The organism is Nocardia sp. NPDC004582 (genome assembly GCF_053602115.1).
In genome coordinates, this window is record NZ_JBSGCY010000151.1 from 1 (window position 1) to 14764 (window position 14764).

The window sequence follows — 14764 nt, forward strand, 5'->3', positions numbered from 1 at the left end:
TCAGGTCGGCTACCCGTCGTCGCCTTGGTGGGCCGTTACCCCACCAACAAGCTGATAGGCCGCGGGCCCATCTCGCACCAGTAAACCTTTCCAACAACCCCCATGCAGAGGCTGCTCATATCCGGTATTAGACCCAGTTTCCCAGGCTTATCCCAGAGTGCGAGGCAGATCACCCACGTGTTACTCACCCGTTCGCCGCTCGTGTACCCCGAAGGGCCTTACCGCTCGACTTGCATGTGTTAAGCACGCCGCTAGCGTTCGTCCTGAGCCAGGATCAAACTCTCCGTTGAAGACTCTAGATTGCGCCCGAAGGCGAATCAGAAGTATCTCGAACCAGAGTCCGAAAACCTAGCAAAATAGTCGGTCGGAAAATGACCGACTTAATGTCCAACCACCCTCACGGGGGTGAGAATGATTGGAACCAAATAAAATATTTGGCACTGACATTCATCGACACACTATTGAGTTCTCAAAGAACACACGCACAAACGATCTCCCGGGCTCTTAGTCCCGCTCGATCGTGAGGCAACTTTTACAGCTTAGCCCAGCCGTCGCAGCGAAACCAAATCCGCTGGTCAGGTGGAACTAGTGTGATCATCAGGCGCTCCTCGTCCAACCTCGTTTCCCAGGCCCTTGGGGCTCCGGGTCGGTGTCCGTGTCGCTCTGACCTGGAATAAGTTACGTGTTGCTACGAACAGAAGTCAAATCGGCTGGTCAGAGGCATAATTCGCGGGTGTACGTGTGCGGTTGGTCGATTACGAGCGGCATCGCCGACGAGTTCGCGGAAAGACTCCCGGGCAATAACGAAACCGACTGGCGCGTTAGTTGGCTGCCCGGCCGCCTGCTCACCCGTGAACAAGCGATCGCCGCCATGGAATTGGTGGAACTCCTCCTCGACCCCGCGCATCCGACCGATCCGGCCGCGCACGCCACCGTCGCGGCCGCCGCCGCACTCCTCGGTATCCGCCCCATCGACGCCGCCGCCGTGCTCTCCGAACGCCATCCCCGGCGCTGACCGGGGCGCGAATCCGAACCCCCACCGAATCCCGGTGCGGCACTTAGCATCACTGGGCATGCCTGACATCAGTGGACTGCTGCACAAGATCCGCCACGGCCTCGACACCCAGGTCAGCCTGTCCCGGCTGCGGCGCGACCGCACCCTCGCCGACGCCGTCGCGGGACGGACCGTGCTGATCACCGGGGCCTCCTCCGGCATCGGACGGGTCGCCGCCATCCAGCTCGGCGCGGCCGGGGCCACCGTCCTGCTGGTCGCGCGCCGCGCGGACGAACTCGCGGACGCGGTCACCGAGATCGAGGCCGCGGGCGGGCGGGCCGTCGCCTATCCCTGCGACCTCAACGACTTCGAGGCGCTCGACGCCATGACCGCGAAGGTGCTCGCCGACCACGGGCGGGTGGACATCCTGGTCAACAATGCCGGGCGGTCCATCCGCCGCCGGCTCGACCAGTCCTACGACCGCTTCCACGACTACGAGCGCACCATGCGGCTCAACTACTTCGCCGCGGTCCGGCTCATCCTCGCGTTCGCGCCCGCCATGCGCGACCGCCGCGACGGGCAGATCATCAACATCCTGTCGCTCGCCAACCTCTACGGCGGCCCCGGCTACGCCGCGTACGTGGCGTCCAAGGCCGCCCTCGACTCGCTCAGCACCAACCTACAAGCCGAGACCCGGACCGAGAACCTCCGATTCACCTCCGTCTACCTCCCCCTGGTCCGCACCGACATGATCACCGCCAACCCCGTCTACCAGCAGGCCACGGCCAACGCGCTCACCGCGGACGAAGGCGGCCGGATCATCTGCGACGCGATCATCGACCGCCCCCGCCGCCTGGCCCCGGTCATGGGCCGGGTCGCCGGGCTCATCGACAGCGTTCTTCCCGAACGCGCCGACGCCATCCGCAACGCCCGGTTCCGCCAGGGCATGTGAACCGGCCGCCGACAGCGCCGGCCTGTCGCTACGCGGCATCGCCCGCGACCTCTGCATCGTCGCCTCCGCACGCATCCGGACGACCAACCGCCGGAGGGGCACCGAGCCGGCGCACACATTCGGCCAGTGCCTCTTCCGGATGACCGCGCCAACGCGTCCGGAAGCGGTTCGCCAGGGCGGACCGGGCGGCTTCCAGCGCGGTCGAATCCGCACTCCTGTCGGATATTCCGACCAGAACGCCGAACACGGTGCCGTCGTCGGTGCTGAAGTGTCTGGACACAGCACTGGGCCCGGTCACCGTGAGGTGACCGGGCCCAGGTTGTTCAAAAACCGTTGCCGGGGGCGCGGACTAGAAGTCCATGCCGCCCATGCCGCCGGTCGGGTCGCCCGCGGGGGCGGCCTTCTCCGGCTTGTCGGCGACGACGGCCTCGGTGGTCAGGAACAGGGCCGCGATGGAGGCCGCGTTCTGCAGGGCCGAGCGGGTGACCTTGACCGGGTCGGCAACGCCGGCGGCCAGCAGGTCGACGTACTCGCCGGAGTCGGCGTTCAGGCCGTGGCCGGCCGGGAGGTTCGAGACCTTCTCGGCGACGACGCCCGGCTCGAGGCCGGCGTTGAAGGCGATCTGCTTCAGCGGCGCGGACAGCGCGACGCGAACGATGTTCGCACCGGTGGCCTCGTCGCCCGACAGGGTCAGCGCGTCCAGGGCCGGAGCCGACTGCAGCAGAGCCACGCCACCACCGGCGACGATGCCCTCCTCGACGGCGGCCTTCGCGTTGCGGACGGCGTCCTCGATGCGGTGCTTGCGCTCCTTGAGCTCGACCTCGGTGGCCGCGCCCGCCTTGATGACCGCGACACCGCCGGCCAGCTTGGCCAGACGCTCCTGCAGCTTCTCACGGTCGTAGTCCGAGTCCGAGTTCTCGATCTCGGTGCGGATCTGCGCCACGCGGCCCTTGATGGCCTCCGCGTCGCCCGCGCCCTCGACGATGGTGGTCTCGTCCTTGGTGATGACGACCTTGCGGGCCTGGCCCAGCAGCTCCAGACCGGCGGTCTCCAGGGAGAGGCCGACCTCTTCGCTGATGACCTCGCCACCGGTCAGGATGGCGATGTCGGCCAGCATGGCCTTGCGACGGTCACCGAAGCCCGGGGCCTTGACGGCGATGGACTTGAAGGTGCCGCGGATCTTGTTCACGACCAGGGTCGACAGGGCCTCGCCCTCGACGTCCTCGGCGATGATCAGCAGCGGCTTGCCGGCCTGGATGACCTTCTCCAGCAGCGGCAGCAGGTCCTTGACGGTCGAGATCTTCGAGCCGACGAGCAGGATGTACGGGTCCTCGAGGACCGCTTCCTGACGCTCCGGGTCGGTCACGAAGTAACCGGAGATGTAGCCCTTGTCGAAGCGCATGCCCTCGGTGAGCTCCAGCTGGAGACCGAAGGTGTTGCTCTCCTCGACGGTGATGACGCCTTCCTTGCCGACCTTGTCCATGGCCTCGGCGATCAGCTCACCGATGGACGAGTCGCCGGCCGAGATACCGGCGGTGGCGGCGATCTGCTCCTTGGTCTCGACCTCCTTGGCGGTGTCGAGCAGCTTGGCGGTGACGGCCTCGACGGCCTTCTCGATGCCGCGCTTCAGGCCGAGCGGGTTGGCGCCGGCGGCCACGTTGCGCAGACCCTCACGGACCAGCGCCTGGGCCAGCACGGTGGCGGTGGTGGTGCCGTCACCCGCGACGTCGTCGGTCTTCTTGGCAACTTCCTTGACGAGCTCCGCGCCGATCTTCTCGTACGGGTCCTCGAGCTCGATTTCCTTCGCGATGGAGACACCGTCGTTGGTGATGGTGGGGGCGCCCCACTTCTTCTCCAGCACGACGTTGCGGCCCTTCGGGCCCAGGGTCACCTTGACGGCGTCAGCGAGAGCGTTCAGACCACGCTCGAGACCGCGGCGAGCCTCTTCGTCGTACGCAATTGTCTTGGCCATTGCGTTGAGATCCTCCAGATCTGGGGATTGACAGTGTTCTGGCCAGGCATGGTGCCCGCGACGGACGACCGAGGAGCTTGTTGAACAGCCCGGCCTCACCGCCCCGACCTAGCACTCACAGGTATGGAGTGCCAAACCCATTTCTAGCACTCACCCCCTGCGACTGCAAGGTCGGGGGCGCGCCCCGAAACACGCGCGAGACCGCGCCCGTGGCCTCGTGCGGTCCGGTCGCCCGCCCGGTACTACGAGAAGTGCGAACGGTCGTCGACCCGCAGCAGCAGGGCGATCAGCGCGTCCGTGCGGCGCTCCTCGGGAGTGCGGGGCTCGCCGTGCTCGACGGTGACGAGTTCGGCGTCCTGCAGCAGGAGTTCGGCTTCGATACGCATGATCGCCCGGATGAACGGCGGCGCGACCTCGGGTGGGAGGTCTCCGTTGACGATGTAGCCACCGTCGGGCGTGTCCTCTGTCGACACATAGCTGAGCGCGCGCAGCAGGTCAGCGCGCTGCTCCCCCGCAACTAGGTCGGAACTCTCGTCGTCCGCCATTCCACAATCGTATCTGCCGCAACATGCTCCCCACGGGATCCGGCGTAAGGACGCCGGTCCCGAGGCCTACATCACCAGGTCGGCAGCGGGGCGGAACGACACGCGGACTACTGCGTGTCCGGGGTGCCCGCGGGCGTGGCGGGTGCGGACAGCGACGCCAGCAGGCCCGCGACATCGGCCTGCACCGCGTCCTTGTCCAGGCCCAGACCGGACAGGATGCCCGCACCGTGTTCCAGGTCGAGCAGGGCGAGCAGCAGGTGCTCGGTGCCGACGTAGTTGTGGCCGAGCCGCAGCGCCTCGCGGAAGGTCAGCTCGAGGGCCTTGCGGGCCTGCGCGTCGAAGGGGATGAGCGGCGGGACCGGGTCACCGGTGGCGGCGGGCAGGGCGGCGGTGGCCACCCGGCGGACGGCGTCGGCGGAGATGCCCTTGGCCTCGATCACCTTGACCGCGAGCGATTCCGGCTCCGAGAGCAGGCCGAGGATCAGGTGTTCGGGACGGGTTTCCAGATTGCCGACGGCCCGGGCTTCCTCCTGGGCGGCCATCACCACCTGGCGGGCACGCGGGGTGAAGCGAGCGAATCCGGCATTGGGGTCGAGGGCGGCCGCCTGCCCGGCGTCGGCGGGCGTCTTGGGGACGAAACGCTTCTGGGCGGCCTGTTTGGTGACGCCCATGCTCTGGCCGATATCGGTCCAGGACGCGCCGGAACGGCGGGCCTGGTCGACGAAGTGGCCGATCAGGTGGTCGGCCACCTCGCCGATGTGGTTGCCCAGCACCACGGCGTCGGAGAGCTGCTCGAGCACGTCGTCGGGGCGGGCCTTCTTGATGCCGTCGATCAGGTCGTCGAGGCGGATCGAGTTCGTCATGCGTCAACTGTAGGTTGACCAAGTAGTCTTGGTCAACCATTGGTTGACGATGTGTCGGCCGGTGGGTCAGAGCTTCGCCGCCCGGCCCACCGCACCCACGATCTGCTCCTTGACCCAGGCCGCCGGACGGCCGGTCAGGGCGATGCTGCCGTTCGAGTCGTCGGCCTTCATGACCTGGACCAGACCGTCCCGGCGGCCCAGGCTCATGCAGGTCAGCACGAAGCGCGGAGTGAAGGGCCCCGGCTGCTTACCGCGCAGGCGCGCCGCGACGGCCGCACCCAGGTATTTGCCCGCGGGCTGCGCGGCCTGGCACGACATGCGCGCCTCCCGGCCGTTGTGCCCGATCATCACCGCCGCGTCACCGACCGCGTACACATCGGCGAGGCCCCGCACCCGGAGCCGATCGTCGACCAGTACCCGGTCACGCCCGTCCACCGGCAGACCCGAGCGGGCCGCCACCGCCGGAACCTTGAAACCCGTTGTCCAGAGCACGATGTCGGCGTCGACGCGGTCGCCGTCCACCAGTTCGAGGCCGGTGGCGGTCACCGCCGCCACCTTGGCGACGCGCACCTCGACGCCGAGACGATCCAGCACCGTGCGAATGTGCGCGACGGCCTTGGGGATCAGCCAGCCGCCCGGCTCGTCCGAGCTGACCAGCACCACGTCGAGTTCGGGATTGGTCTCGGCCAGTTCGGTGGCGGTCTCGAGGCCGGTCGCGCCGGCGCCGACCACGGCCACCCGGCCAGTGAGGGCGGGGATCCGGCGCACGTCCTCCGACGTGGCCACGGTGTGCGCGAATTCGGCCGCGCCGGGCACCATCGAGAGATCGGCGCGGCTGCCCAGGGCGTAGATCAGCGAGTCGTAGGCGACGGCGTCGCCGGTGGCCAGTTCGACGCGGCGGGCCTCGGTGTCGATGCGCTCGGCGCGACCGTTGACGAACTCGATCCCCTTGGCCGCCAAGGTCTTCCGCAGTTCCCAGCGGGCCACGTCCTGCCCGGCCGCGACCTGGTGCAGGCGCACCCGGTCCACGAATTCGGTGTGCAGGTCGATGACGGTGACGTGCGCGCCCTTGGCCTTGATCGCTTCCCGCGCCGCGGCCAGACCCGCGTACCCCGCGCCCAGAATGACGATTCGATGCTGCCCGGTCATGAGAGTGCTCCCTTCACTTCAGGTACACAGTCGGCCCCGCTCGGTAGCCGACACCCTCTAGACCGGACAGCCCCGCGATCCCTGACAGAATCCGGATGTGTCCCGCGTCACACGTGATCGTGCGACGTGAAATAGGTCAGCTTGTCCGGGTTCACCACGAGCTGGAGCGAGGCGATCGACTCGCCGTCGAAGCCGACCGAGATGGTGCCGAGCACGGTCCCGTCCGCGCGCACCACGAAGGCGGGCGCGGCGTTGACCTCTTCGATCACGATGCTGACGGCCGCGCCGAAGCTGGGGATCTTGCCGAACAGGCCCAGCAGGTAGCGGGCCACCTTCTCCGCGCCGACGATCGGCCGCTTGGCGGCATTGACCTTCGTGCCGCCGTCGGCGAGCGCCACGATATCGGCGGTGAACATGGATTCGAGCGCCGCCAGATCACCGGATTGCGCTGCGCTGAGGAACTTCTCGACCAGTTCGCGCGCGTGCGCCGGGGCCGTTTCGAAGCGCGGCTTCTCCTCGTGTACCCGGTGCGCGGCGCGGCGGTACACCTGCTGCGCGTTGGATTCGGTGAGGCCGAGCATGTCGGCGATCTCGCGGTGCGCGTAGCCGAAGGCCTCGCGCAGTACGAAGACGGCGCGTTCGGTGGGGCTGAGCCGTTCGGCCAGCGCCAGGAAGGCCATCGACACCAGTTCCCGCTGTTCCGCCGACTCCAGCGGGCCGAGTTCGCCGTGGCCGGTGGGGACGGGTTCGGGCAGCCAGGGCCCGACGTAGGTCTCGCGGCGGGCGCGGGCCGAATCCAGCCAGGTGCGGCAGAGATTCACCAGGATGGTGGTCAGCCAGGCCTCGACGGAGCGGATGTCGGTGCGGTCGGTGCCGTGCCAGCGCAGGTAGGTCTCCTGGACGGCGTCCTCGGCCTCGGCGGCGGATCCGAGCATGCGGTACGCGAGCGCGAAGAGCCGCGGCCGGTGCCGTTCGAATTCCACCATGTGTGCCGCCCTCCAGGAAATTCTCCCGTGAGATTACTTGGGCGCCACCCGGATCGCGACTGCCACCGGGGTGTTGGCGTAGGTTCCGGCCAGACAGGCGAGCTTGGCGGTGCTGAGGGCGGCGGCGGGGCTGCCGTCCAGGAACGAGCCCGGATGCGCGGCCAGTACCTGCTGGATGACCTGCTGCTCGGCGTCCTCGGTGAGGTCGCGGAAGTCGGCGCAGGTGGTCTGGGCGCCGTTGGGGGCGCTGGTCTTCTTGGCGACCGTCGCGGTGGTGACCGCGCCGGGAGCGTCGGCGGGTGCTTCGGTTGCGGCCGCGCTGGTCGTGGCGGCCGCGCTGGTGGTTCTGGCCGCCGCGGTGGTGGTTCCGGCCTGTTTCAGGCTGTTCGCGTCACCGGACGTACCGGAGCCGCATCCGGTGAGAACCAGCACCACCGCGCCAGAGGCGAGGGCGACCATCGACAGACGCTTCATACCCTGCTTTCCGAACTTTCCCGAAGTGCCAGCCGCCGGACCGGCCCGGCGCTCGCAGCAGCGTACCCGGCCCCGCCGGAGCCGGAAAGGAAAAGTCTGGTCGGCCGGTTTTTACCGGCCGGACAGCGGGTCAGTTCAGGCGCTGCTGCCAGTCCGCGGGCACCCGGTCACGCGGCCCCGGCACTCCCTGATCGGCCGGATGCGAGGTCGGAGCGGCCAATTCGGGACCGCCGCTGTACATGTCCTCGGTCTCGAAGTTGTAGAACCAGTCCTCGCCGGGCTCGTAGCTCTGAATGAACGGATGCCCGGTCTCCCGGAAGTGCTTGGTGCCGTGCTGACTCGGCGAGTTGTCGCAACACCCGACATGGCCGCACTCCGCGCAACGCCGCAGATGGAACCACCAGCCGCCCGCGGCGTCGCATTCCGCACAGCCCGCCCCGCTGGGCGGAACGCTCGGATCGATGCCCTTGATCTGCTCGGTCATCAGTTGCCTCCTGTCGTCGCCGGTTCCGCCAAGGCCCCGGGCTCGGCCGTGCCCTGGTTCGCCGCCTCCAGCGGCAGCCGCACGATGAAACGCGTGTTCCCGGGCTCGGATTCGACCCGGATATCGCCGTGATGCTTGTTCACCACGATCCGGAACGAGATGTCCAGGCCCAGCCCCGTGCCCTCGCCGACCGGTTTGGTGGTGAAGAACGGTTCGAAGATGCGGGTGCGGATCTCATCCGGCACGCCCGGCCCGGTATCGCCGATTTCCACTGCCGCGCACTCGTTCTCACGATAGGTGCGGATGGTCAGCGTACCGCGCCCGTCCATCGCGGACACGGCGTTGTCGATCAGATTGGTCCACACCTGGTTGAGTTCGGCCGCGTAGCACGGCACCGGCGGCAGCGCCGGGTCGTACTCCTTGACCACGGTGATGTCGTCGCCGATCTTGCGGGCCAGCATCACCAGCGTGCTGTCCAGCAGTTCGTGCAGATCCACCACCTGGAACGGGGCGCGATCCATCTGCGAGTACTGCTTGGCCGCGTTCACCAGCGTGGAGATCCGGTTGGTCGAGTCGGTGATCTCGTTCATCAGCAACTCGGTCTCGACGGTGTAGTTGAGCCAGCGCATCGCCGCCTCGAAAACGTCTCCGCCGCAACCGGACAGGGTGCCGTGCACCTTCTCCATCCAGTCCAGGTCGAAACCGGCCTGCACGAAGTTGGGGGCGATGTCCCAGCCATTGGCGACCCCGTGGTCCTCGAGCCAGTCACCCAGCTCGTCCTCGCGGTCGGCGGCCTCCAGCGGCGTCAGCACCGGGGCCTTGGCGACCTGCGCGGCCGCCTCCTCCTGCAACTGGGCCAGCGCCTCGAGCGTCTCGGAGTTGAACTTGCCGTGCGCCATCATCTTCAGCTTGTGCCGCATCCCCGCCACCCGTTCGCGCAGCGAGGAGGTGGCGCGCACGGCGGCGGCGGCCGGATTGTTCAGCTCGTGGGTCAGGCCCGCCGACAGCGAGCCCAGCGCCAGCAGCCGTTCCCGCTGGCCGATGCGCTCATTGGCGTTGCGGTTGCCGAAGAAGACGCCCTCCAGCAGGTGCAACGCCATCGGGAACCAGTCCTGCATCATCTTCGCGAAGGTGCCCGCGTCGAGGACGAAGAACTTCGAGGGCCGGGTCACGTAGAAGGACGCGGTGTAGGTCTGCTCGACCTTGTCGCCCATGTAGGCGGTCCACGCGCCCGAGTACGAGCCGACATGCTCGGTGCGGACGAGTTCGATCTCCTCGCCGCCGGAGTTCTTGGTCATCCGGACCTCGCCGTCCATCAGGACGTAGAAGCAGGTGGCCGGGTCGCCCTCGCGGAAAACCAGTCCGGGCTCGAAGATTTCGACGCGGCCGTCACGGCACAGCCAGGCCAGCTGCTCGTCGTCGAGCTTCTCGAACAGGAACAGGTGCCGCAGTTCGTTCGGGTCGCAGATCAATCGGGTGTTGCCCATGTGCGCCTACTCCTACTGTTTCGCGAGCCAGCGGTGGACCAGCATGACGGCCATCGCGCCCTCGCCGACCGCGGAGGCCACCCGCTTGGCCGATTCCGAGCGCACGTCGCCGGCGACGAACACGCCGGGCACGCTGGTCTCCAGATGCTGTGGGGGACGCGGCAGTTCCCAGCCCGCGGGCCGTTCGCCGTCCACCATGAGGTCGGGTCCGGCCAGCACGTAGCCGGCGTCGTCGCGTTTGACGATGCCGTCGAGCCAGTCGGTTTCCGGTGCGGCGCCGATGAACAGGAACAACCGTTCGGCGTCCACCTTCTCTTCCGTCCCGGTGGCGTTGTCGCGCAGCACGATCCACTCCAGGTGGTCGTCGCCGTCGGCGGACACCACCTCGGTGCGAGTGCGCACCTTGATGTTCGAGATCTGCGCGATCTGCTGAATCAGGTAGTGCGACATAGACGCTTCGAGGGATTCACCGCGCACCAGGATGTGCACGGCGCGGGCACGGCGGGACAGGAACACCGCGGCCTGGCCCGCCGAGTTCGCGCCGCCCACGATGTAGACGTCCTTGTCGGCGCAATCGCTGGCCTCGGTCATGGCGGAGCCGTAATAGACGCCGCGGCCGGTGTATTCGTCGACGCCGGGGGCCGGATGGTGGCGATAGTTGACGCCGGTGGCGATGAGCACCGAATGCGCGGCGACGCTGCCGCCGTCGGCGAACCGCACCACGCGCGCCGAACCGCAGGCCTCCAGGCCCACCACCTCGCGGGCGGTGATCAGTTCGGCCCCGAACTTCACGGCCTGGCGGCGGGCCCGGTCGGCGAGCTGAGCGCCGGACAGGCCGTCGGGGAAGCCCAGATAGTTCTCGATGCGGGAGCTCTGCCCGGCCTGGCCGCCGGTGGCGGTGCGTTCCACGAGCACCGTGCGCAGGCCCTCGGAGGCGCCGTAGACGGCCGCACCGAGCCCGGCCGGTCCGCCGCCGACCACGATCAGGTCGTAGAAGTCGCTGGAGGCATCGGTGTTCAGGCCGACGCCCTCGGCCAGCTGCGCGTCGGTCGGCATGATCAGCACGTCGCCGCTGGGGTTGATGATGACCGGGCACTGGTCCTCGGTGGCGTGCGCCGCGGTCAGCAGACGCGCGCCCTCCGGCTCGTCGACCTGGTACCAGCGATACGGCAACTGGTTGCGCGCCAGGAACTCCCGCACCTCCGAGCAGCGCGCCGACCAGCGGTGGCCGACCACCTTGGTCTCGGTCACCGGCTTGTGCTCGTCACCACGCCAGGCCTCCAGCAGGGCGTCGATGACCGGGTAGAGCTTCTCCTCCGGCGGGTCCCACGGCTTGAGCAGGTAGTGATCGAGGTCCACCACATTGATGGCCTCGATGGCGGCGTTGGTGTCCGCGTAGGCGGTGAGCAGCACCCTGCGGGCGTAGGGGTGCAGGTCCATGGCCTGTTCGAGGAATTCGACACCGTTCATCCCGGGCATCCGGTAGTCAGCGATCAGCACTGCGACCGGCTGGCCGCGCAGTTTCATCTCACGCAGGGCATCGAGGGCGTCCGCGCCGGACTCCGCCCGCAGAATCCGGTAATCCGCCCCGTACCGGCGACGCAGATCCCGCACGACGGCCCGCGAGACGCCGGGGTCGTCGTCGACACTGAGAATGGCCGGCTTGACGGCAGTGGGTGAAGTCACCTGACCAGTATCGCGGACTCAAATCCGGTGATGCTGAATGAGATCCATCTCGGTCGGAGTGAGTAATCGCTCGAGGCGTTCCTCGAGCGCCCGATTCGCCTTGCGGCCGGACGTGCCCGGTGGTTTGGATTCGGCGGAATCCGCATCGGATCCGGACTCGTCGGCGGGGAGGAGCGGGACGGTCTTGCTCTCCAGATGCAGAAGCGAACGCAGGTTCACGGCCGATCACCTCACGTTTCCCAATCGGAAGCAGGTGGCTGTGTCTGTAACTTCGTTTATCCCACATTGTGCGCCAGTCATTACATTTCGGACATCAACACCCCAGGAAATGTGACCCAAGTGATCTTCCGGTCCTGGAGTGACCCCTGATCACATTTCATACGTGCTGGTAGGAGTGGGTGATCCACGCCACGGCCGCCCGGTGACCCAGGCCACGCGAACTAGGATGCCCGTAACCGACCGTCACGTCCCCGGAGGCAGCGTTGCCGAACATCCTCGAAGCCAGCATCGACATCGCGGCCGCGCCGGACAAGGTCTGGGACGTGGTCTCCGATCTGCAGCGAATCCGCGAGTTCAGCCCCAACACCCTGCGCATGCAGCCGCTGGGCCGCACGGTCCGCACCGGCACCTGGACGGTGAACCTGAACAAGGCCGAGGGCTACGTCTATCCGAGCACCTCGCGGATCGTGCGCTTCGAGCCGAATCACGCGCTGGCGTTCCGGATGAACGAGAACGGCACCGTCTGGAGCTACACCCTCGAGCCCACCGCCGACGGCGGCACCAAGCTGATCCAGCGCCGCGACGTGCCCAAGGGCAAGTTGCCCGGCTGGCTGCAGCTCACCGTCGACAAGGTCTTCGGCGGCGAGGCGGCGTTCGAGGGCGCGCTCGTCGACGGCATGCACGAAACCCTCGGCCGGATCAAGGAACTTCTGGAGCGCTGAGCGTAGGTTCGGCCTATGCGACGACTCACAGCGATCTGCGCCGCGGCCGCCGGTGTCGCGATCCTGGCGACCGGATGCGGTAGCTCCGATTCGGGCGACCGCACGGTGACGGTCACCGGCACCGGCAAGGTCCAGGGCACCCCGGACGTGCTCAATGCCGACCTCGGCACCGAGGTCAGCGCGACCGACGTGTCCGCGGCCGTCGATCAGGCCAACGCCAAGGCGAAGGCCATCACCGACGCCATGGTCACCGCGGGCGCCAAGCGCGAGGACATCAAGACCAGCGATCTGTCCGTCCAGCCCGCTTACGGGCCGGAGGGACGCACCATCACCGGCTATCGCGCCACCAACACCATGCACGTGGCCGTGCGGGACCTGCCCAAGGCCTCGGGCATCCTGTCGGCCGCGGTGCAGGCGGGCGGCAACGACACCCGCATCAGCTCGGTCGCCTTCGGGCTCGAGGACAACACCAAGCTGCTGGCCGACGCCCGCGCCCGCGCCTTCGAGGACGCCAAGAGCCGCGCCCAGCAGTACGCGGACCTGTCCGGGCTGAAGCTGAAGAAGGTCAAGACCATCAGCGAGAACGGCAGCGGGACCACGCCCACCCCGATGTACAAGGACGCCCTGCCCTCCGGGGCCGCGCCCAGCATCAACCTCGAACCCGGCCAGCAGACGGTCACGTTCACCGTGACCGCCGCCTGGGATCTGGACTGACCGCTACTTCCAGTTCGGGAGGTGGACCACCTGGGCCGCGTAGGACAGGCCCGCGCCGAAGGCGATGATCAGGGCGGTGCCGCCGGGTTTGGCGTCGCCCTTGCGCATCATGGCCTCCATGGCCAGCGGAATCGAGGCCGCGGAGGTGTTGCCGGCCTCCTCGATGTCGTTGGCCAGGGCGCAGTCCTCGGGAAGCTTCAGCACCCGGGCCATGATTTCGATGATCCGGCCGTTGGCCTGGTGCGGAACCATGGCGTCCAGGTCCGCGGGGGTCAGCCCGGCCGCTTCGATGGCGTCGCGGCAGACCTTCTCCAAAGAGTGTGCGGCCCAGCGGAACACGGCCGTACCTTCCATGGCGAGATAGGGCCGGACGGCGTCGAGACCGCGTTCCTCGATCTCGGTGAAGAACTCCATCCAATCCTTGTCCTGGCGGATGGCGTGGTGCTGGGTGCCGTCCGAGCCCCACACGGTGGGCCCGATCCCGGCTTCATCGGAGGGGCCGATCACCACCGCGCCCGCACCGTCGGCGAACAGGAACGCGGTGCCGCGATCCTTCGGGTTCACCGTGGTGGTGAGCTTCTCCACGCCGATGACCAACGCATTGCGGGCGGTACCGCCCTTGACCAGATCCGAGGCCAGCGCGACCGCGTGGCAGAAGCCCGCACAGCCGGCCGAGACGTCGAAGGCGGCCACATTCCGCAAGCCGAGTTCGGTCGCGATCTGCGGAGCCGCGGCAGGCGTCAGCAACAGCCAGGTAGACGTGGCGACGATGACACAGTCGATCGTGGCGGGATCGACCTCCGCGGCGTCGATGGCGTCGCGGGCGGCCGCGGCGCTCATGCTGATGATCGTCTCCTCGGGGGAGGCGAAGCGCCGGGTACGGATGCCGGACCGGGTCCGGATCCATTCGTCGCTGGAATCTATCGGCCCCGCCACCTCGTCATTGGTGACGATGCGCTCCGGCCGGTACACGCCGAGCCCGAGCATTGCCGTGTGCTCTGCCCCGCTGATCGAGGCAATTCGAGCAGACATTGGTTCTCCCTTATGTACTGCGTACTGCGCGTCGAACGTGACCTTCATCGAGTCCCCACCCCACGGCCGGAATGCCGCATACATGAGGCTCCCTCAGCTTAATCCGGACAGCTTCTCATGTATGTGCTTCCGCTCACAATTGTGCATACGTTGACCAGTGCTTCACATACCGCCCGGTGGGCACCGGAAAGGGTCTTGGGCAACCGAGAACGCGAGCGTCGGACGCGCTTCCCGTAGTGTGTGACGCGGTCTATGACCGCAATCATCCGCGCATGAAAGAGGAGCTCGTGGCCCGTCGCCCCACCCCGCCCGGCACCCCGGAAACGACCGGACTCGGTCACGTGGCCGACCTGGTCCGATCCTCCATTCCGCCGCTGCACCCCGCCGGCCTGCCGTTCGTGGCGGCGCCGCTGGCCGTGGCCGCGCTGGGCTTCCGGCGAAAGTGGGTGCGGCGCACCGGGCTCGCCGCCGCGGCGGCCTGCGCC

The 14764-nt window shown here is 67.9% G+C and carries 15 protein-coding genes, 1 rRNA gene and 1 pseudogene; 5 read left to right on the forward strand and 12 right to left on the reverse strand.

Annotated features, from left to right (window positions below; genetic code table 11):
• Positions 1-290 (reverse strand): 16S ribosomal RNA (locus ACWELJ_RS28900); the annotation flags it as partial.
• Positions 291-733: 443 nt separating this feature from the next.
• On the opposite strand from ACWELJ_RS28900, the gene ACWELJ_RS28905 reads away from it, so the two are divergent.
• Positions 734-1015 carry a hypothetical protein gene (locus ACWELJ_RS28905; RefSeq protein WP_452369281.1) on the forward strand — a complete coding sequence of 94 codons (282 nt, stop codon included), beginning with the start codon at positions 734-736 and terminating at the stop codon, positions 1013-1015.
• A 58-nt stretch (positions 1016-1073) separates the two neighbouring features.
• Complete coding sequence (locus ACWELJ_RS28910; protein WP_452369282.1) at positions 1074-1946, forward strand: SDR family NAD(P)-dependent oxidoreductase; 873 nt, start codon at positions 1074-1076, stop codon at positions 1944-1946.
• 349 nt (positions 1947-2295) lie between these two features.
• Here ACWELJ_RS28910 and groL read toward each other — a convergent pair whose 3' ends face one another.
• From groL to ACWELJ_RS28960, 10 genes are all read right to left on the reverse strand, one after another.
• Positions 2296-3918 (reverse strand): chaperonin GroEL, encoded by a 1623-nt coding sequence (groL, locus tag ACWELJ_RS28915; protein WP_452369283.1) that lies wholly within the window; start codon positions 3916-3918, stop codon positions 2296-2298.
• Positions 3919-4160: 242 nt separating this feature from the next.
• Positions 4161-4463 carry a hypothetical protein gene (locus ACWELJ_RS28920; RefSeq protein ID WP_452369284.1) on the reverse strand — a complete coding sequence of 101 codons (303 nt, stop codon included), beginning with the start codon at positions 4461-4463 and terminating at the stop codon, positions 4161-4163.
• 107 nt (positions 4464-4570) lie between these two features.
• Entirely contained in the window at positions 4571-5326 is a 756-nt protein-coding gene (locus ACWELJ_RS28925; RefSeq protein WP_452369285.1) for a Clp protease N-terminal domain-containing protein, read from the reverse strand.
• Between the two features lie 66 nt (positions 5327-5392).
• Positions 5393-6475 carry an NAD(P)/FAD-dependent oxidoreductase gene (locus tag ACWELJ_RS28930; RefSeq protein ID WP_452369286.1) on the reverse strand — a complete coding sequence of 361 codons (1083 nt, stop codon included), beginning with the start codon at positions 6473-6475 and terminating at the stop codon, positions 5393-5395.
• 107 nt (positions 6476-6582) lie between these two features.
• The gene (locus tag ACWELJ_RS28935; RefSeq protein ID WP_452369287.1) at positions 6583-7461 is read right to left on the reverse strand and encodes an RNA polymerase sigma-70 factor; all 879 of its coding nucleotides are present in this window, start codon (positions 7459-7461) and stop codon (positions 6583-6585) included.
• A 33-nt stretch (positions 7462-7494) separates the two neighbouring features.
• Positions 7495-7935 (reverse strand): hypothetical protein, encoded by a 441-nt coding sequence (locus ACWELJ_RS28940; RefSeq protein ID WP_452369288.1) that lies wholly within the window; start codon positions 7933-7935, stop codon positions 7495-7497.
• 130 nt (positions 7936-8065) lie between these two features.
• Positions 8066-8419: a UBP-type zinc finger domain-containing protein gene (locus ACWELJ_RS28945; protein WP_452369289.1), complete on the reverse strand. Its 354-nt coding sequence runs from the start codon at positions 8417-8419 to the stop codon at positions 8066-8068.
• Positions 8419-9906 (reverse strand): ATP-binding protein, encoded by a 1488-nt coding sequence (locus tag ACWELJ_RS28950; protein WP_452369290.1) that lies wholly within the window; start codon positions 9904-9906, stop codon positions 8419-8421. The genes ACWELJ_RS28945 and ACWELJ_RS28950 overlap by 1 nt, the downstream gene beginning before the upstream one ends.
• Positions 9907-9918: 12 nt before the next feature.
• A complete protein-coding gene (locus ACWELJ_RS28955) occupies positions 9919-11592 on the reverse strand; it encodes an FAD-dependent oxidoreductase (RefSeq protein WP_452369291.1) in 1674 nt (557 codons plus the stop codon).
• Positions 11593-11610: 18 nt separating this feature from the next.
• Entirely contained in the window at positions 11611-11811 is a 201-nt protein-coding gene (locus tag ACWELJ_RS28960) for a hypothetical protein (protein WP_452369292.1), read from the reverse strand.
• A 263-nt stretch (positions 11812-12074) separates the two neighbouring features.
• Here ACWELJ_RS28960 and ACWELJ_RS28965 point away from each other — a divergent pair, with 263 nt between their 5' ends.
• Together ACWELJ_RS28965 and ACWELJ_RS28970 are read left to right on the forward strand one after the other, a co-directional pair.
• Positions 12075-12533 (forward strand): SRPBCC family protein, encoded by a 459-nt coding sequence (locus tag ACWELJ_RS28965; RefSeq protein ID WP_452369293.1) that lies wholly within the window; start codon positions 12075-12077, stop codon positions 12531-12533.
• A gap of 15 nt (positions 12534-12548) precedes the next feature.
• Entirely contained in the window at positions 12549-13247 is a 699-nt protein-coding gene (locus ACWELJ_RS28970; protein WP_452369294.1) for an SIMPL domain-containing protein, read from the forward strand.
• Positions 13248-13250: 3 nt separating this feature from the next.
• Here ACWELJ_RS28970 and ACWELJ_RS28975 read toward each other — a convergent pair whose 3' ends face one another.
• Positions 13251-14279, reverse strand: a complete 1029-nt coding sequence (locus ACWELJ_RS28975; RefSeq protein ID WP_452369295.1) for a beta-ketoacyl-ACP synthase III — start codon at positions 14277-14279, stop codon at positions 13251-13253.
• Between the two features lie 287 nt (positions 14280-14566).
• Here ACWELJ_RS28975 and ACWELJ_RS28980 point away from each other — a divergent pair.
• Positions 14567-14764, forward strand: a pseudogene (locus ACWELJ_RS28980) (phosphatidylserine decarboxylase family protein); the annotation flags it as partial.